The following is a 15,855-nucleotide window of genomic DNA, read 5'->3' as shown; positions in this document are numbered from 1 at the left end:
TCAACCGGCCTTCAGCGCCGCGAGGCCTTCGAAGAACGTGGCGATCGGCATCGGCCGCGCGATCGCGTAACCCTGCGCGAAATCCACGCCCATGGTGCGCAGGCTGTCGAGCTGCGCCTGGGTTTCCGCCTGCTCGGCGACCGTGCGCTTGTCGAGCACGTGCGCGATGTCGGTGATCGATCGCACCACGGCTTCGGCGAGTTCGGAGTTGCCGAGGTCGCGCACGAAGCTGCCGTCGATCTTCAGATAGTCGACGTCGAGGTGTTGCAGGTAACCGAACGAACAGAAGCCGGTGCCGAAGTCGTCGAGCGCGAAGCGGCAACCGAGGTCGCGCATGCGCTGGATGAAACGCTGCGCGCGCGTGCGGTCGCGCACGACGCTCGTCTCGGTGATCTCCAGGCACAGCTTCTCGGGCGAGATGCTGCTGTGGCGCAGGCGCGCGGCGAAGTAATCGTGGAATTCCTCGTCGACCAGCGTGCCGCCGCCCAGGTTGATGCCGCAGTGGTGGATGTTCGCGGCGTGTTCGGGATTGGCTTCGAGCCATTGCAGCACCGCTTCGACCACGTAGCGATCCAGGCGCGGCCCGAGGCGATAGCGTTCGGCCGCCGCGATCAGTTCCGCCGGCGCGCGCACCTGGCCCTGCGCGTCGGTCCAGCGCAGCAGGATTTCGATGCTGCTCTTGGTCGACGAGGCCGGGTCCAGCGGCACGATCGGCTGGCAGAAGAGGGTGAAGCGGCGCTGGTCGAGCGCCTCGCGCACTTGCAGCGCCGAGCGCATCGACGCGGTACGCAGTTTCAGTTCATCGCCTTCACGCGACGCGGCGACCAGGCGGTTCCCGCCGTACTCCTTCGCGGCGAAACACGCGGCGTCGGCGTGCGAGAGCAGCGTGTCGAAATCGACGTGCGGCGCCTTGCTGTGCGCGATGCCGATGCTCGCCGCGGCGGTGAGCATCTGGTCGCCCCACGCGATGCGCAGGCCATCGATGGAAGCGAGCAGGCGGCGCCCGCACGTGATCGCCTGCGATTCGCTCACCGGCACGAGGACTGCGAATTCGTCGCCGCCCGTGCGCGCGACCAGCGCCTCGTCGCCGAACTCCGCGCCGACCAGGCCGCCGACGGTGCGGATCATGTCGTCGCCGGCGACGTGGCTCGCCGAATCGTTCACGAGCTTGAAGTGGTCGAGGTCCAGGTACAGCAGGCTGAGGTCTTGTTCCGCGGTTTCGCCCGTGAGGCGTTCGCGCGCGCGTTCTTCGAAGGTGCTGCGGTTGAGCAGGCCGGTGAGCGGGTCGCGCGTCGCGCGCAGGTACAACGCGGTCGCGGTGTGGCGTTGTTCGTACGTGGCCACCGCGAGCATCACCGGGATCACCGAGATCAGCACCAGCAGCAACATCAGTACGGAGGCGTCGAGCAGCGTGAGCGGACGGGTGAACCCGCCGAGCCCGAGCCCCGTGAGCAGGCTGACGAAAGTGACGACGAGGGTCGTGCCGACCATTGTCGTCATGGGCGAGAAACGCACCGCCGCCCAGAGCAACAGGGCGAGCGGCATGCTCACCAGGCCGAGCGCGTAGAGGTTCCCGCTGCGGCCCGCGCTGACGATGCCGGCGAGCGAGAGCAGCAAGGCGATGGCCCACACGACCTGTTCGCGCCGGCCCACGCGGTCGCGCCACAGGCCTTCGCGCAATCCGCCGGGCCCGAGCAGCAGCGCGATGACCGGCGTGAAGGTCGTGATGCCGAGGATGTCGCCGAGCGCCCAGAGCAACCACACCCGGCCCGCGTCGATGGGCTGGGTGATGCCCGCATGCAGCAGGCCCGCGGTGCCGATGGTCGCGCTGGTCGCCGCCAGGATCAGGCCGCTGCGCAGCAGCATCAATCCGTCGGCGGTGCGCAGGTGCAGGCCGTCGGCGCGCCTGGCGTGTTCGCAATACCAGCCGGCGGCGAGGGCGGCGAGCGTGTTGCTGAGGATCGAATAGGGGAGGAAGGCGAGGGGGACGGGCACCACCGTCAGGTGCAAGGCGATCACCGCGAACGGCACCACCACCGTCCACCGCTTGCCCCAGCTGACGACCAGCGCGAGCGCGATGCCCGAGCTCGGCCAGAACAGCGTGATGTCGTCCGGGGTGCGCAGGTACAGCGATGCGAGTACCGCCCCGGCGTAATAGAGCCCGGTCAGCAGCAGGAAGCGGCGCAGCGTCCCCAAGGCGTCGGCCATGCGCCGAGTGTAGGCCTAATCAGGCCCGACTCAACACTCGATGACGTTGACCGCCAGGCCGCCGCGCGAGGTTTCCTTGTACTTGTCCTGCATGTCGCGGCCCGTCTCGCGCATGGTCTTGATGACCTTGTCCAGCGAGACCTTGTGCTTGCCGTCGCCACGCAGCGCCATGCGCGAGGCGTTGATCGCCTTCACGGCGCCCATCGCGTTGCGCTCGATGCAGGGGATCTGCACCAGGCCGCCGATGGGGTCGCAGGTGAGGCCGAGGTTGTGCTCCATGCCGATCTCGGCGGCATTCTCGATCTGGCCCGGCGTGCCGCCGAGCGCGGCGGTCAGGCCCGCGGCCGCCATCGAACAGGCCACGCCCACTTCGCCCTGGCAGCCGACTTCCGCGCCGCTGATCGACGCGTTCTCCTTGTAGAGGATGCCGACCGCCGCGGCGGTGAGCAGGAAATCGAACACGCCCTGCTCGTTCGCGCCGGGGATGAAGCGATCGTAGTAATGCAGCACCGACGGGATGATGCCCGCCGCGCCATTGGTCGGCGCGGTGACGACGCGGCCGCCCGCGGCGTTTTCTTCATTCACCGCGAGCGCGTAGAGATTGACCCAGTCCAGCACGGTGAGCGGATCGCGCATCGCGGCTTCGGGGCGCTCGGACAACTCGCCGAACAACGCCGGCGCGCGGCGCGCGACGTGCAGACCGCCCGGCAAGGTGCCGCTCTCGCGGATGCCGCGCTGCACGCACGATTGCATCGCCTTCCAGATTTCGCGCAGGCCCGACTTGATTTCCTCGTCGTTGCGCCATGCATGTTCGTTGTCGAACATCACCTGCGCGATCGTCTTGCCCGTGGCCTCGGCCTGCGCGAGCAACTCGGCGCCGCTGTGGAAGGGGTGCGCGAGCTCGGTGGTGTCCGCGACGATGCGGTCTTCGGCCGCCTCGTCCTGGTTGACGACGAAGCCGCCGCCGACGGAGTAGTAATCGCGCGTGGCGAGCACGGCGCCTTCGGCGTCGAACGCGGTGAAGCGCATGCCGTTGGTGTGGAAGGGCAGCTTCTGGCGCTTGTTCATGACGAGGTCCTGCTTCTCGTCGAACGCCACTTCATGCTTGCCGAGCACACGGATGCGCTTGGTCCCGCGGATGCGCGCGAGCGCCTCGGGAATGATGTCCGGGTCGATCAGGTTGGGCATGTGGCCTTCCAGGCCCATCAGCACCGCCTTGTCGGTGCCATGCCCACGCCCGGTGAGGGCGAGCGAGCCGAACACCTCGGCGCGCACGCGCGCGACCTGCGCCAACTTGCCCGAGCCTTCGAGCCATTTCTCGGCGAAGCGACACGCCGCGCGCATCGGACCGACCGTATGCGACGAACTCGGCCCGACGCCGATCTTGAACAGGTCGAAAGTGCTGACGGCCATGGAATCACGGGACTGCGCGGGGAAGAGGCCTATTCTATGCCCCTGCCCGCCGCGAAACCGGAACGGAACCACCATGCGCCTGCGTTTGTTCCAGCGCGACGACTGCCCCCTGTGCGACGAAGCCCTCGCGGTGCTGGCCGCGGCGCGCACGCCGGAGTTCGAGCCGGTGTGGATCGACGACGACCCGGTGCTGGAGGCCCGCTACGGCGAGCGCGTGCCGGTGCTGCGCGACGAGATCAGCGAGACCGAGCTCGACTGGCCCTTCGACGCCGACCGGGTCCGCGGATTCGTCGGCTGATCACTTCGGGGCGAAGACGACCTTCGTCGTGACCTTGATGTCGTTGGGCAGCAGCGAGGTATCCGCCCATTCGCCGCCGCCCACGCCGAAGTCGAGGCGCTTCACCGTGGCCGTGCCCTGCAATACGGGCCTGGCGCCCGGCGTCCAGGTGAATGTCAGCGTGACCGGCTTGCTCACTCCGCGCAGCGACAGCGTGCCGTCGGCCGCGTAGCGGTTGCCACCGAGCGCGCGGAACTTGCTCGCGGTGTAGCGCGCCTGCGGAAAGCGCTTGGCATCGAAGAACGCCGTGCCGCGCATTTCCGGATCCATTTCGTCGTTGCCGACGGTGGCGGCGCCGATCGGAATGGCGACGTCGAGTTTCGAGGCCGCCAGTTGTTTCGGATCGAAGCGGAACGTCGTCTTGAACCCCGGGAAGCTGCCGGAGAACGCATCGCCCTGATAGGTGCCTGCGAATTGCAGCGACGACCCCGCGCCCTGCACGTAGTCGGCCGCGCATGCGGCGAACGATGCGACGCACAGGAGGGCGGCGCACGCGGCGCGACGGAACAGGCGATCAACCATGGCGGACATCCTCGGCGGCTTCGGAGTCGCGGATCCAGCCGCGCGGCAACATGCGCGCGAGCGTGGCGTCGCGTTGGAACAGATGGTGGTAGAGCGCGGCGCCCGCGTGCACGAGCACCAGCAGGATCAACGCCCAGAACAGGAGTTCGTGCACGTCTTCCATGGTCTCGTGGAAGTCGTGATCCTTGCCGACGAGCGCAGGCACGCGGAACAGGCCGAACCACCACAACGGAAACCCCGCCGCCGAGTTCATCACCCAGCCGCTGAGCGGCACGGCGAACAGCAGCACGTACAAACCGACATGCGACAGGTTGGCGGCCAGGTGCTGCCAGCGCGGCATCGGTACGTCGGGCGGCGAGCCGGCGTACAAGCGCCATGCCAGGCGCAGCGTGACCAGCACGAGGATCGTCAGCCCGATCGACTTGTGCAGCGCGAACATGCGCACCTTGTCGGGGCTGCTCGGCATGTCGACCATCGTCAGGCCGATGATCGCCATCGTGAGGATGCCGATCACGATCAGCCAATGGAACGCCTGGCTCAGCGCACCCCAGCGTTCGATGTTGCGCAGGTGCGAAGGGGCGGTGGGTGTCGTCGGCATGCGGGCGCTCATTCGAAGGTGCGTGGAGTTACGGCGCGATCGTCGCATTGGATGCAGGCAGGACCGTCGAGGTTCCTGCAGGCGGCGCCTGCGTCGTCGATGGCATCGGGACATCGCCCGCGTCTTCGCGCGTGCGCGTGCCTTCGGCTTCGATGCGGATCTCCACCGCGTCGCCGACGACGCTCGGCCACGCCGTGATGGCGAAGGCCTTGCGGCTCAGCGTGCCGGTCGCGGAAAAACCGGCGGTGCGGCGGAAGGGCGGCATCGGATGGCGCTTGGCCTGGTGGAAGACGACATCGAGTTGCACCTCGCGCGTGACACCACGGAGCGTGAGATTGCCGGTGAGTTTCGCGTGCGTGGCGTCGACGGGCTCGATGCGCGTGGAGACGAACGTCGCCACCGGGTGTTGCTTCGCATCGAGGAAGCTGCGCCCGAGCACCGCGTCGTTCCACTTCGCATCGCCCATGTCGAGGCGGTCGAGCGGGATCTTCGCTTCGACGCGCGCGCTGCTCCAGTTGTCCGGATCGAACACCAGCGTGCCGGTCGTGCCGGAGACGGTGCCCATCGGATTGGAGAAGCCCGCGTGGCTGACCGCGAACATCACGCGCGTATGCACCGGATCGAGCGCGTAGACCGTGTCGGCCGCATGCACGAGGCAGGATGCGAGGACCAGGGCGGCCAGGGCCGCGTGGCGCACGAATCGGTTGGGCATGGGCGGGGCACGCTCGGCGGGATGCGGGTGGATGGCCCGCGCGGTCCGAAAGGTTCGACCGTGCGGGACGCGCCATCCTAGACCGGCCGATGTGAATCGTGGGCAGGGCGCGATGGAACGCTGCGTGGCACTGCAACCGCGGGCCGCGCGGGCGTATCGCCTCGGGGGACGCCCGAAAAAGGATGCGCCATGCGCTCGTGGTTGCTGACCCTGCTGCTCGCCGCCGCGCCGCTGGCCGCGGCGCCCACCGCCACCACGCTGCCCGCGCAGCCGCTGATCGAGCGCATGCGCGATGCGCAGCACCTGAACTTCGACCTGGTGTTCGCCAGCGACGGTGACCAGGCGCTGGAGCTGACCGGCCTGGAAGTGACGCTGTTCGACCGGCAGGGCCGCTTCTTCTCGCAGCGGCGGCTGGATCGCAACGGCGATCCGACGACGATGTCGCTCGCGACGCTGCCCAATCGCACGTTGCCGGCGAAAGGGCGGCTGGTGGTGTTCAATCCGTTCGCATCGTTCGGTCCGGACCAATGGCTCGGCGATCTGCGCTACGTCGCCACGTTCCGCGCTGGAGAAGACGGACCGGAATCGCGCGTCGAGTTGCGCGTCGCGCCCCGCGCATTCGAACCGAAGACGGTGTTGCGGCTGCCGCTCGACGGCGAGGTCTTCGTGCACGACGGCCACGATCTGCTCGCGCACCATCGCCGGCTCGACATCACTGGCGGCATGACGACGCACTTCGGCATCACGTCGAACTTCATGCGTTATGCGCACGACTTCACCATCGCCGATGCGCAGGGCAGGTTGTTCCGTAGCGACGGCGCGACGCCGGAAGACTGGTACGGCTACGGTGCGCCGGTGCACGCGACGGGCGACGGCGTCGTGGTCGCGATGCGCGACGGCATGCGCGACAACCGCAAGGGCGGGCCGCCGCCCTTCGAGCAGGACGCGATCATGAAGGATCTCACGCTGTTCCTCGGCAACTACGTCGTGATCGACCACGGCGATGGCGAGTACAGCCTCTTCGCGCACCTGAAACAAGGCAGCGTGCGCGTGCGCGACGGCCAGCGCGTGCGCAGTGGCGATGTGATCGGCGGAATGGGAATGTCCGGCGACGCCTTCCTCGTGCACCTGCATTACCAGCTGCAATCGGGCCCGAGGTGGGAGGAAGGCCTGCCCGCGTACTTCACGAACGTGCGGATCAGGACGGGCGCCGATTGGAGCGCGCCCTTCACGGGCCCGGTGGATTCGGGCGATGTCGCGCGCTGAGTCAGCGCGCGCTGTGCTTGTGCACTTCGTCGACCAAGGCCCCGACATGCGCCGGATCCATGTCCGGCGACAACCCGTGTCCGAGGTTGAAGACGTGCCCCTCGCGCGAACCGCCGTTGCCCTTCGCATAGCTGTCGAGGGCTTCGCGCACGCGGGCGCGCACGCTGTCGGGTGAGCCGTACAACATCGCCGGATCGAGATTGCCCTGCAGCGCGACCTGGCCCCGGGTGCGGCGCGCGGCTTCATCGAGTTCGATCAGCCAATCCACGCCGACGCCTTCCGCGCCGCTCGCGGCGAGATCTTCCAGGTAGGGCGCATTGCCCTTGCCGAACAGGATCAGCGGCGCATCGCCGCGATCGAGTTCGCGCGCGATGCGGGTGAGGTACGGCAGCGAGAATTCGCGATACATCGACGGCGACAACACGCCGCCCCACGTGTCGAACACCTGCAGCGCCTGCGCGCCGGCCTCGCGCTGCGCGCGCAGGTAGGCGATCACCGCATCGGTGTTGATCGACAACAGCGCGTGCATCGCCTTCGGGTCGTCGAGCGCGAGGCGTTTGACCTTCGAGAAGTTGTCGCTGCCGCCGCCTTCGACCATGTAGCACGCCAGCGTCCACGGGCTGCCGGAGAAACCGATCAGCGGCACGCGGCCATCGAGTTCGCGCCGGATCACCGACACCGCGTCCATCACGTAGCGCAGTTCGCCGGCCATGTCGGGCACGGCGAGCTTCGCGATGTCCGCGGCGCTGCGCACGGGGCGTTCGAACTTCGGGCCTTCGCCTTCGACGAAATACAGCCCCAGGCCCATCGCGTCGGGCACGGTGAGGATGTCGGAGAACAGGATCGCGGCGTCGAGGTCGAAGCGCGCGAGCGGTTGCAGCGTGACTTCGCACGCGAGGTCGGGGTTCTTGGCCATCGCCAGGAAGCTGCCGGCCTTCGCGCGGGTGGCGCGGTATTCCGGCAGATAGCGCCCGGCCTGGCGCATCAGCCACACGGGCGTGGCGTCGACGGGTTCGCGGCGCAGGGCGCGCAGGAAGCGATCGTTCTTCAGGGTGGGGGTCACGCGGGTTCTCGCAAGAATGGAATTCAGGGGCGCGGTGCGTCGGCGCCCTGCACGAACATCAGCTGGAAGCCTTTCTTCAGTTGCAGGTCGCGGGCATGTTCGAACGCGGCCAGCGCACTGCCCTGGTCGAGGTATTGCTCGCGCCGCAACGTACTGCGCCCGCCGATCTGCCCGGTCTCGCGCACGAGCGTCCATCCGCCGAGCAGGTCGGCCTCGAGCTGGAGCTGGACGAAGCGCGGAGCCTCGCGGCCGGTGGGCCGTTCTTGCAGGAGCAGGCGCATGGGGGGCGCATTGTAGCCCCCGTCGGGTTCAGAGCACCGAGATGACCGCGGCCCCGTCGACGTCCGAAACGACTTCCGCCGCGCCGATTCCACGCCAGAGGATGAAGCGCAGGCCCCCCGCGGCGGCCTTCTTGTCCAGGCGCATGCGGGCGACCAGCGCGTCGGCCGATAGACCCCCCGGCACCGCGACGGGGAGGCCGAAACGAGCGAGCAGGGATTCGAGCCGCGTCGCATCGGCGTCGTCCGCCATCCCCAGGCGCGCCGACAATCTCGCCGCACGCACCATGCCCACGGCGACCGCTTCGCCATGGTTCAACCCGCCGTACCCCTGTTCGCTTTCGATCGCATGCGCGAAGGTGTGGCCGAAGTTGAGCAGCGCGCGTTCGCCTTTCTCGAAGGGATCGCGCTGCGTGATCTCCGCCTTGTGCTCGCAACTGCGCGCGATGGCGTGCGCGAGCGCATCGGCATCGCGCGCGAGCAACGCATCGACGTGCGCGTCCAGCCAGTCGAGGAACGCCGCATCGCGGATCGCGCCGTATTTCACGACTTCGGCCAGGCCTGCGCGCAACTCGCGGTCGGGCAGGGTGTGCAACGTCGCCGTATCGGCGAAGACCGCGCGCGGCGGATGGAAGGCGCCGACGAGGTTCTTGCCCTGCGGCATGTCGACCGCCGTCTTGCCGCCGACCGACGAATCGACCATCGCGAGCAAGGTCGTCGGCAATTGCACGCAATCCACGCCGCGCATCCAGCACGCGGCGACGAACCCGGTGAGATCGCCGACGACGCCACCGCCGAGCGCGATCACGCAGGCATCGCGCGTCGCGCCGAAATCCGCGAGTTCGCGCACGAGTTCGCCGAAACGCTCCAGCGTCTTCGCCGACTCGCCCGCGGGGATGCACGAGACGATGCATTTGATTTCGGGGCGCGCGCGCTGCAACGCATCGACCACTTGCCGCGCATACAGCGGCGCGACGTGCGCATCGCTCACGAGGAACACGTGGCGCCCGCGCACGTGCGCCGCGAGCGCGGCGCCATCGCACGACGCACCATCGCCGATCGCAATGCGGTACGGCTGGGCGCCGCCGACGTCGACGTAACGGATGCCGCTCATGCCGCCGCCTCGCTGCGCTGCCATTGCCCGTCCACCAGGCGCGCGAGCCGCAATGCCGCATCGTGCGCGGCCATGCCTTCGGTCGAGAACCGCAGGTCGGCGATTTCGGCGTACAGGCCGCCGCGTTCGCCCGCGAGCGAGTGCAGCACCGCTTCGCGATCCGGCCGTTGCAGCAGGGGCCGCGTGCGGTCGCGCGCGAGCCGTTCCAGCTGTCCGTCGACCCCGAGATCGAGGTGCACGACGAACGCATGCGCCTGCAGCAAGCGACGATTGTCGGCGTCCAGCACCACGCCGCCGCCCGTCGCGATCACGCCGCTGGGCGTGTGAAGCAGCAGCTCGGCCAGCATTTCACGTTCGCGCGCCCGGAAGCCGGCTTCGCCCTCGACTTCGAAGATCAGGGCGACCTTCGTGCCGGCGCGTTCCTCGATGGCTGCGTCCATGTCCGTGAAGGGCAGCCCCAGCCGCGCCGCGATGCGGCGGCCGATGGACGTCTTGCCGGCGCCCATGGGGCCGACGAGGACGAGGTGCGGGGCGGGATTCATGCCGGCGATCTTAATGCGCGAGAATGCCGCCATGCGCACCGACCTGCCCACGGACGTCCTCGCCACCTTCGACCACCTCTTCGCACAGGCCGCGGCCGTGGGCGAACCCGATCCCACCGCGATGGTCGTCGCCACCGCCGACGCGCAGGGCCGGCCCTCGGCGCGCACGGTGTTGCTGAAGGCGCACGACGCGCGCGGCTTCGTCTTCTACACGCACCTCGATGGCCGCAAGGGCCGCGAGTTGCAGGCCAATCCACAGGCCGCGCTGCTGTTCCACTGGCCGCGCGTGCAGCTCGGCGTGCAGGTGCGCATCGAGGGCGATGTCGAGATCGTCGCCGACGCCGAAGCCGATGCCTACTTCGCCTCGCGTCCGCGCGGGAGCCAGTTGGGTGCCTGGGCGTCGGACCAATCGGAAACCCTGGCCTCTCGCGAAACCTTCGAAGACCGCCTTGCCGACGTCGAACGTCGCTTCGATGGCCAACCCGTGCCGCGCCCGCCGCGCTGGAGCGGGTTCCGCATCGTGCCGCGCGCGGTGGAGTTCTGGTACGGCGCGCAATTCCGGCTGCACGAACGTCACCTGCACGAACGCGGCGCCGACGGCGCGTGGTCCGTGCGCATGCTGTATCCCTGATGCCGCCGTCCCGCATCGTCTGCCTTACCGAGGAGCCGACCGAAACGCTCTACGCGCTCGGCGAGCAGGACCGCATCGTCGGCATCAGCGGCTTCACCGTGCGGCCCACCGCCGCGCGACGCGACAAGCCGAAGGTCAGTGCGTTCACGAGCGCGAAGATCGACGCGATCCTCGCGCTGAAGCCCGACTTCGCGATCGGCTTTTCCGACATCCAGGCCGACATCGCCGCCGAACTGGTGCGGCGCGGCGTGGAGGTGTGGATCGCGAACCATCGCAGCGTCGCGGAAATCATCGACTACATCCGCCGGCTCGGCGCGATGGTCGGCGCCGCGCAACGCGCGAACGATTACGCCGATTCGCTGCAACGCCGCCTCGATGCCATCGCCGATGACTCCGCGCGCCTGCAACGCCGCCCGCGCGTCTATTTCGAAGAGTGGGACGAGCCGCCGATCACCGGCATCCGCTGGGTCGCCGAACTCGTGCGCATCGCCGGCGGCGACGACATCTTTCCCGAGCGCGCGCTGGAACCGCTCGCGAAACAACGCATCCTCGAAGACAGCGACGAGGTGATCCGCCGCGCGCCCGACATCATCCTGGGTTCGTGGTGCGGCAAGCGCTTCCGGCCCGAACGCGTCGCCGCGCGCCCCGGTTGGGACGCGATCCCCGCCGTGCGCGACGGGGAACTGCACGAAGTGAAGTCGCCGATCATCCTGCAGCCGGGGCCGGCGGCGTTGACCGACGGCGTGGATGCGATCGCGCGCATCGTGCGCGCGTGGGCTACTTCGCCACTTCGCGTGTGAATTCCAGCGTGCGCGTCGGCCCGTTGGCCGGCGTGACGTCCACGGTGAACTGCAACGTATCCGGCGGGCTGATCGAGAACGTGCCGACGTTGTCGATGAGCCCGCCATCCAGGCGCAGTTCGCGCATCGGGATGCCGATCCTGCGGCCGCCCAGATCGCGCGCAGTCGCGACGACGTTGGCGGGCACCGCCACGTCGCGGCCTTCCTCGCCCTGGCGCACGGTGACCAACAGCATCCACGTTTGTTCACCGCGTGCGATGCCGTAGCTTTTCGTCACGCGCTCGGGCAAGGCCATCGTGTTGACGGCGGTGGCATGCAGGTGCAGATCGCCGACATGGAGTTCCGCCGGCGGTGGCGCAGGGTGCGCGGGCGTCGGCGCGGAGCCGCCGCCGCAAGCGGCGAGGCTGCCGACGATCATCGCGACCGCCATGCGTTCAATCGTTCGCATCGGACAACTCCTTGCCGCGCACGGCGGCCGCGTGCACGGCGCGTTGCACGAGCGCCCTGAAGCCGTCGGCCTCGAAGGATTGGACCGCCGCGTGCGTCGTGCCGTTCGGCGAAGTCACGCGACGGCGCAGTTCCGCGGCATCGACATCGCTTTCGCACAGCATGCGGCCGGCGCCGAGGATGGTCTGGTAGGCGAGCACGCGTGCGGCGTCGGGCGACAGGCCTTCGGCTTCGCCCGCGGCCTGCATCGCTTCGGCGAGCAGGAACACATACGCCGGGCCGCTGCCCGACACGGCGGTCACCGCGTCCATCCGCGCCTCATCGTCGATCCATACCGTGCGGCCGGCGGCGTTGAGCAGGTGTTGCGTGCGTTCGCGCTGTTGCGCATGGACGCGCGCATTCGCGAACAGGCCCGTAACGCCTGCGCCGACCAGCGCCGGCGTGTTCGGCATCGCACGCACGATCGCCATGCGGCCGCCGAGCCAGCGATCCAGTTGCGCCGTCGTGATGCCCGCGGCGATCGACACGATCAGCGGACGCGACCCCTGCGCGATGGGCGAGAGCGCTTCGCAGACTTCGCGCAGCACCTGCGGCTTCACGCCGAGCACCCAGGTGTCCGCGGCGCGCGCGGCGGTCGCGTTGTCCGGCGACACGTGCACGCCGAAATCCCTCGCGAGCGCATCGCGCAATGCGTCGACCGGTTCGGCCACGTGGAGGGAGGCGGCCGCGACGCGGCCCGGCACGAGGCCGCCGATCAGGCTGCGGGCCATGTTGCCGCCGCCGATGAATGCGATGTTGTCCATCGCGCGAGTTTATCCGCGCGGCGGTCGTTCTCCGAACAACGCCGTGCCGACGCGGATCATCGTCGCGCCTTGTTCGATGGCGAGCTCGAAGTCGTCGCTCATGCCCATCGACAGTGTGTCCATCGACGCATGGCGGACGGCGAGGGTGTCGAAGAGGGTCTTCATCCTGGCGAAGGCCTCGGCCCGCCGCGCGCGATCCTCGACGGGCGCGGGAATCGCCATCAATCCGCGCAATGCCAGGCGGGGCGAGGCGGCCGCGACCACAGCAGCCAGTGCGTCGGCGTCTTCGGGACGGCAGCCGTGCTTGCTCGCCTCGTCGTCGATGTTCACCTGGATGAGGACGTTCAGCGGGCCGCGATCGTCGGGCCGGGCCGCGGCCAGCAGCGGCACGAGCTTGGCGCGGTCGACGGTCTGCACCCAGTCGAAGGCCTGGGCCGCCACGGCCGCCTTGTTGGACTGCAGGTGGCCGATGAGGTGCCATTCGAGGCCCGCATCGCGAAGCTCTGCCTGCTTCTCCTGCGCTTCCTGCACGTAGTTCTCGCCGAACGCGCGCTGCCCGCCGGCCGCCAGGGACGCGACCGCCGCGGCCGGTTGCCGCTTGGAGACGGCCAGCAGCCGGGGGGCTGGCCGACCGTACTGCCGAGCCGCGTTCTCAATTCGTTGAACGACAGCGTCAAGGGCAGGGGTGAGCATCTCGTCGCAACCTCGTGATCGCCGCGGAATCCGCGGTTGACACCGCGGGGAGGGCGGCGCCCATACTGCCCGCGGGGGGTGCCTGGCACCAGTCGTTCCATAGTGGGCACTTCAACTGCCGTGCGGGGGAGCACGTAATGGATATCGCCGAACTTCTGGCGTTTTCGGTCAAGAACAAGGCCTCGGACCTGCACCTGTCCGCCGGCCTGCCGCCCATGATCCGCGTGGACGGCGACGTCCGCCGCATCAACATCCCCGCGCTCGACCACAAGCAGGTCCACGCGCTCGTCTACGACATCATGTCGGACAAGCAGCGGCGCGATTACGAAGAATTCCTCGAGGTCGACTTCTCGTTCGAGATCCCCGGCCTGGCGCGCTTCCGCGTCAACGCGTTCAACCAGAACCGCGGCGCGGGTGCGGTGTTCCGTACCGTTCCCTCGGAAGTGCTGACGCTCGAAGACCTCGACACGCCGCGCATCTTCAAGGAACTGATCGACCAGCCGCAGGGCCTGATCCTCGTGACCGGCCCGACGGGCTCGGGCAAGTCGACCACGCTGGCGGCGATGCTCGACCACGTCAACAAGAACGAATACGCGCACATCCTCTCGGTCGAAGACCCGATCGAGTTCGTGCACACCTCGCAGAAGTGCCTGATCAACCAGCGCGAAGTGCACCGCGACACGCACGGCTTCAACGAGGCGCTGCGTTCGGCGTTGCGCGAAGACCCCGACTACATCCTAGTCGGCGAAATGCGCGACATCGAAACCATCCGCCTGGCGCTCACCGCCGCGGAAACGGGCCACCTGGTGTTCGCCACGTTGCACACCTCGTCGGCCGCCAAGACCATCGACCGCATCATCGACGTGTTCCCCGCCGGCGAAAAACCGATGGTCCGCTCGATGCTGTCGGAGTCGCTGCGCGCGGTGATCTCGCAGGCGCTGCTGAAGAAAGTGGGCGGCGGCCGCACCGCGGCGTGGGAAATCATGGTCGGCATCCCGGCCATCCGCAACCTGATCCGCGAAGACAAGGTCGCGCAGATGTATTCGGCGATCCAGACCGGCCAGGCGCACGGCATGATGACGCTCGACCAGCATCTGCAGGATCTCGTGAAGCGCGGCCTCGTGACGCGCCAGCACGCCAAGGAATACGCGAAGGACAAGCGACTGTTCGAGTGACGGTCGGGAGCACAACACCATGAGCAGCATCGATTTCACCTCGTTCCTCAAGCTGATGGCGCACCAGAAGGCGTCGGACCTGTTCATCACGGCCGGCATGCCGCCGTCGATGAAGGTGCACGGCAAGATCTCGCCCATCACGCAGAATCCGCTCACGCCGCAGCAGAGCCGCGATCTCGTGCTGAACGTGATGAATCCGCAGCAGCGCGAGGAATTCGAAAAGACACACGAGTGCAACTTCGCGATCGGCGTGGCCGGCGTGGGTCGCTTCCGCGTGTCCTGCTTCTACCAGCGCAACCAGGTCGGCATGGTGCTGCGCCGCATCGAGACGAAGATCCCGAGCGTGGAGGAACTCAACCTCCCGCCGATCATCAAGACGCTCGCGATGACCAAGCGCGGCATCATCATCTTCGTCGGCGCGACGGGTACGGGTAAGTCGACGTCGCTCGCCGCGATGATCGGCTACCGCAACGGCAACTCGACGGGCCACATCATCACCATCGAGGACCCGATCGAATTCGTGCACAAGCACGAGGGCTGCATCATCACGCAGCGCGAAGTGGGCATCGACACCGACAGCTGGGAAGCCGCGCTGAAGAACACCCTGCGCCAGGCGCCCGACGTGATCATGATCGGCGAGGTGCGCACGCGCGAGGGCATGGACCACGCCATCGCCTTCGCCGAAACCGGCCACCTGGTGCTCTGCACGCTGCACGCCAACAATGCCAACCAGGCGATGGACCGCATCATCAACTTCTTCCCGGAAGACCGCCGCGGCCAGTTGCTGATGGATCTCTCGCTCAACCTCAAGGGCGTGGTCGCGCAGCAGCTGATCCCCACCCCCGACGGCAAGGCGCGCCGCGTGGCGATGGAAATCATGCTCGGCACGCCGCTCGTGCAGGACTACATCCGCGACGGCGAGATCCACAAGCTGAAGGAAGTGATGAAGGAATCCACCAACCTCGGCATGAAGACCTTCGACCAGAGCCTGTTCGAGCTGTACCAGGCCGGCGAGATCTCCTACGAGGACGCCCTGCGTTACGCCGACTCGGCGAACGAAGTGCGCCTGCGCATCAAGCTTGCGCAAGGCGGCGACGCACGCACGCTGGCGCAGGGGCTGGATGGCGTCGAGGTTGCCGAGGCGCGGTAACCGGCATCGCGGTACGTTTCGAAGAGGGGGCGGGAAACCGCTCCCTCTTTTTTTCGCCTTCGGCATCCGGTTCGCGAGCCCGCCCGGGGCGGAGTTAGAATCC

The 15,855-nt window shown here is 68.2% G+C and carries 18 protein-coding genes; 6 read left to right on the top strand and 12 right to left on the bottom strand.

The annotated features are described in order from the left end of the window. A complete protein-coding gene (locus LF41_RS16345) occupies positions 1-2,208 on the bottom strand; it encodes a putative bifunctional diguanylate cyclase/phosphodiesterase (protein ID WP_052116529.1) in 2,208 nt (735 codons plus the stop codon). 30 nt (positions 2,209-2,238) lie between these two features. Then, the gene (locus LF41_RS15675) at positions 2,239-3,621 is read right to left on the bottom strand and encodes an L-serine ammonia-lyase (protein WP_036171958.1); all 1,383 of its coding nucleotides are present in this window, start codon (positions 3,619-3,621) and stop codon (positions 2,239-2,241) included. A gap of 73 nt (positions 3,622-3,694) precedes the next feature. Here LF41_RS15675 and LF41_RS15670 point away from each other — a divergent pair, with 73 nt between their 5' ends. Next, positions 3,695-3,919 (top strand): glutaredoxin family protein, encoded by a 225-nt coding sequence (locus tag LF41_RS15670; RefSeq protein WP_036171954.1) that lies wholly within the window; start codon positions 3,695-3,697, stop codon positions 3,917-3,919. Here the strand turns inward: LF41_RS15670 and LF41_RS15665 are convergent, their stop codons facing one another. Genes LF41_RS15665 through LF41_RS15655 form a run of 3 tightly spaced genes read right to left on the bottom strand, consistent with a single transcriptional unit; the run spans position 3,920 to position 5,790 of the window. Next, the gene (locus LF41_RS15665) at positions 3,920-4,480 is read right to left on the bottom strand and encodes a YceI family protein (protein WP_036172111.1); all 561 of its coding nucleotides are present in this window, start codon (positions 4,478-4,480) and stop codon (positions 3,920-3,922) included. Beyond that, the gene (locus LF41_RS15660; RefSeq protein WP_152600052.1) at positions 4,473-5,078 is read right to left on the bottom strand and encodes a cytochrome b; all 606 of its coding nucleotides are present in this window, start codon (positions 5,076-5,078) and stop codon (positions 4,473-4,475) included. The genes LF41_RS15665 and LF41_RS15660 overlap by 8 nt, the downstream gene beginning before the upstream one ends. Positions 5,079-5,106: 28 nt before the next feature. Continuing rightward, positions 5,107-5,790 carry a YceI family protein gene (locus LF41_RS15655; protein ID WP_052116527.1) on the bottom strand — a complete coding sequence of 228 codons (684 nt, stop codon included), beginning with the start codon at positions 5,788-5,790 and terminating at the stop codon, positions 5,107-5,109. Positions 5,791-5,979: 189 nt separating this feature from the next. Between LF41_RS15655 and LF41_RS16340 the strand changes: the two genes are divergently transcribed. After that, positions 5,980-7,056, top strand: coding sequence for a M23 family metallopeptidase (locus tag LF41_RS16340; protein ID WP_052116526.1), 1,077 nt, complete (start codon positions 5,980-5,982; stop codon positions 7,054-7,056). A 1-nt stretch (position 7,057) separates the two neighbouring features. On the opposite strand, the gene hemE is transcribed toward LF41_RS16340, so the two are convergent. The 4 genes from hemE to LF41_RS15630 are packed head-to-tail and all read right to left on the bottom strand — an operon-like array spanning position 7,058 to position 10,053. Beyond that, entirely contained in the window at positions 7,058-8,119 is a 1,062-nt protein-coding gene (gene hemE, locus LF41_RS15645; RefSeq protein WP_036171951.1) for a uroporphyrinogen decarboxylase, read from the bottom strand. A 23-nt stretch (positions 8,120-8,142) separates the two neighbouring features. Further along, a complete protein-coding gene (locus LF41_RS15640; RefSeq protein WP_036171948.1) occupies positions 8,143-8,400 on the bottom strand; it encodes a WGR domain-containing protein in 258 nt (85 codons plus the stop codon). Positions 8,401-8,428: 28 nt separating this feature from the next. After that, on the bottom strand, positions 8,429-9,511 hold the full coding sequence (gene aroB / locus LF41_RS15635) for a 3-dehydroquinate synthase (protein ID WP_036172098.1): 1,083 nt from the start codon (positions 9,509-9,511) through the stop codon (positions 8,429-8,431). Continuing rightward, entirely contained in the window at positions 9,508-10,053 is a 546-nt protein-coding gene (locus LF41_RS15630) for a shikimate kinase (protein WP_036171945.1), read from the bottom strand. The genes aroB and LF41_RS15630 overlap by 4 nt, the downstream gene beginning before the upstream one ends. A gap of 31 nt (positions 10,054-10,084) precedes the next feature. Between LF41_RS15630 and pdxH the strand changes: the two genes are divergently transcribed. After that, entirely contained in the window at positions 10,085-10,684 is a 600-nt protein-coding gene (gene pdxH, locus LF41_RS15625) for a pyridoxamine 5'-phosphate oxidase (protein ID WP_036172095.1), read from the top strand. After that, positions 10,684-11,484, top strand: coding sequence for a cobalamin-binding protein (locus tag LF41_RS15620; RefSeq protein ID WP_036171941.1), 801 nt, complete (start codon positions 10,684-10,686; stop codon positions 11,482-11,484). The genes pdxH and LF41_RS15620 overlap by 1 nt, the downstream gene beginning before the upstream one ends. On the opposite strand, the gene LF41_RS15615 is transcribed toward LF41_RS15620, so the two are convergent. The 3 genes from LF41_RS15615 to LF41_RS15605 are packed head-to-tail and all read right to left on the bottom strand — an operon-like array spanning position 11,462 to position 13,427. After that, positions 11,462-11,932 (bottom strand): DUF4426 domain-containing protein, encoded by a 471-nt coding sequence (locus LF41_RS15615; protein WP_084073718.1) that lies wholly within the window; start codon positions 11,930-11,932, stop codon positions 11,462-11,464. The two genes, LF41_RS15620 and LF41_RS15615, sit on opposite strands and share 23 nt — an antisense overlap. Beyond that, positions 11,919-12,734 carry a pyrroline-5-carboxylate reductase gene (proC, locus tag LF41_RS15610; protein ID WP_036171938.1) on the bottom strand — a complete coding sequence of 272 codons (816 nt, stop codon included), beginning with the start codon at positions 12,732-12,734 and terminating at the stop codon, positions 11,919-11,921. Before proC ends, LF41_RS15615 begins: the two co-directional genes overlap by 14 nt. 9 nt (positions 12,735-12,743) lie before the next feature. Then, positions 12,744-13,427, bottom strand: a complete 684-nt coding sequence (locus LF41_RS15605) for a YggS family pyridoxal phosphate-dependent enzyme (protein WP_036171935.1) — start codon at positions 13,425-13,427, stop codon at positions 12,744-12,746. A 137-nt stretch (positions 13,428-13,564) separates the two neighbouring features. Between LF41_RS15605 and LF41_RS15600 the strand changes: the two genes are divergently transcribed. Together LF41_RS15600 and LF41_RS15595 are read left to right on the top strand one after the other, a co-directional pair. Next, on the top strand, positions 13,565-14,602 hold the full coding sequence (locus LF41_RS15600; protein WP_036171932.1) for a type IV pilus twitching motility protein PilT: 1,038 nt from the start codon (positions 13,565-13,567) through the stop codon (positions 14,600-14,602). Positions 14,603-14,621: 19 nt separating this feature from the next. Further along, entirely contained in the window at positions 14,622-15,752 is a 1,131-nt protein-coding gene (locus LF41_RS15595; RefSeq protein WP_036171929.1) for a PilT/PilU family type 4a pilus ATPase, read from the top strand. The last annotated feature ends 103 nt before the right edge of the window (positions 15,753-15,855 follow it).

It is taken from the genome of Lysobacter dokdonensis DS-58 (genome assembly GCF_000770795.1).
Taxonomy (GTDB): Bacteria; Pseudomonadota; Gammaproteobacteria; order Xanthomonadales; family Xanthomonadaceae; genus Noviluteimonas; species Noviluteimonas dokdonensis.
Note: the sequence above shows the minus strand (reverse complement) of the source record. Positions and strands in the feature narration are given on the sequence as shown.

Excerpts from the sequence above, each read along its gene's own strand:
- LF41_RS16345 (WP_052116529.1), bottom strand. The coding sequence starts at position 2,208 with ATGGCCGACGCCTTGGGGACGCTGCGCCGCTTCCTGCTGCTGACCGGG.
- LF41_RS15675 (WP_036171958.1), bottom strand. The coding sequence starts at position 3,621 with ATGGCCGTCAGCACTTTCGACCTGTTCAAGATCGGCGTCGGGCCGAGT.
- LF41_RS15670 (WP_036171954.1), top strand. The coding sequence starts at position 3,695 with ATGCGCCTGCGTTTGTTCCAGCGCGACGACTGCCCCCTGTGCGACGAA.
- LF41_RS15665 (WP_036172111.1), bottom strand. The coding sequence starts at position 4,480 with ATGGTTGATCGCCTGTTCCGTCGCGCCGCGTGCGCCGCCCTCCTGTGC.
- LF41_RS15660 (WP_152600052.1), bottom strand. The coding sequence starts at position 5,078 with ATGCCGACGACACCCACCGCCCCTTCGCACCTGCGCAACATCGAACGC.
- LF41_RS15655 (WP_052116527.1), bottom strand. The coding sequence starts at position 5,790 with ATGCCCAACCGATTCGTGCGCCACGCGGCCCTGGCCGCCCTGGTCCTC.
- LF41_RS16340 (WP_052116526.1), top strand. The coding sequence starts at position 5,980 with ATGCGCTCGTGGTTGCTGACCCTGCTGCTCGCCGCCGCGCCGCTGGCC.
- LF41_RS15640 (WP_036171948.1), bottom strand. The coding sequence starts at position 8,400 with ATGCGCCTGCTCCTGCAAGAACGGCCCACCGGCCGCGAGGCTCCGCGC.
- aroB (WP_036172098.1), bottom strand. The coding sequence starts at position 9,511 with ATGAGCGGCATCCGTTACGTCGACGTCGGCGGCGCCCAGCCGTACCGC.
- LF41_RS15630 (WP_036171945.1), bottom strand. The coding sequence starts at position 10,053 with ATGAATCCCGCCCCGCACCTCGTCCTCGTCGGCCCCATGGGCGCCGGC.
- pdxH (WP_036172095.1), top strand. The coding sequence starts at position 10,085 with ATGCGCACCGACCTGCCCACGGACGTCCTCGCCACCTTCGACCACCTC.
- LF41_RS15620 (WP_036171941.1), top strand. The coding sequence starts at position 10,684 with ATGCCGCCGTCCCGCATCGTCTGCCTTACCGAGGAGCCGACCGAAACG.
- LF41_RS15615 (WP_084073718.1), bottom strand. The coding sequence starts at position 11,932 with ATGCGAACGATTGAACGCATGGCGGTCGCGATGATCGTCGGCAGCCTC.
- proC (WP_036171938.1), bottom strand. The coding sequence starts at position 12,734 with ATGGACAACATCGCATTCATCGGCGGCGGCAACATGGCCCGCAGCCTG.
- LF41_RS15605 (WP_036171935.1), bottom strand. The coding sequence starts at position 13,427 with ATGCTCACCCCTGCCCTTGACGCTGTCGTTCAACGAATTGAGAACGCG.
- LF41_RS15600 (WP_036171932.1), top strand. The coding sequence starts at position 13,565 with ATGGATATCGCCGAACTTCTGGCGTTTTCGGTCAAGAACAAGGCCTCG.
- LF41_RS15595 (WP_036171929.1), top strand. The coding sequence starts at position 14,622 with ATGAGCAGCATCGATTTCACCTCGTTCCTCAAGCTGATGGCGCACCAG.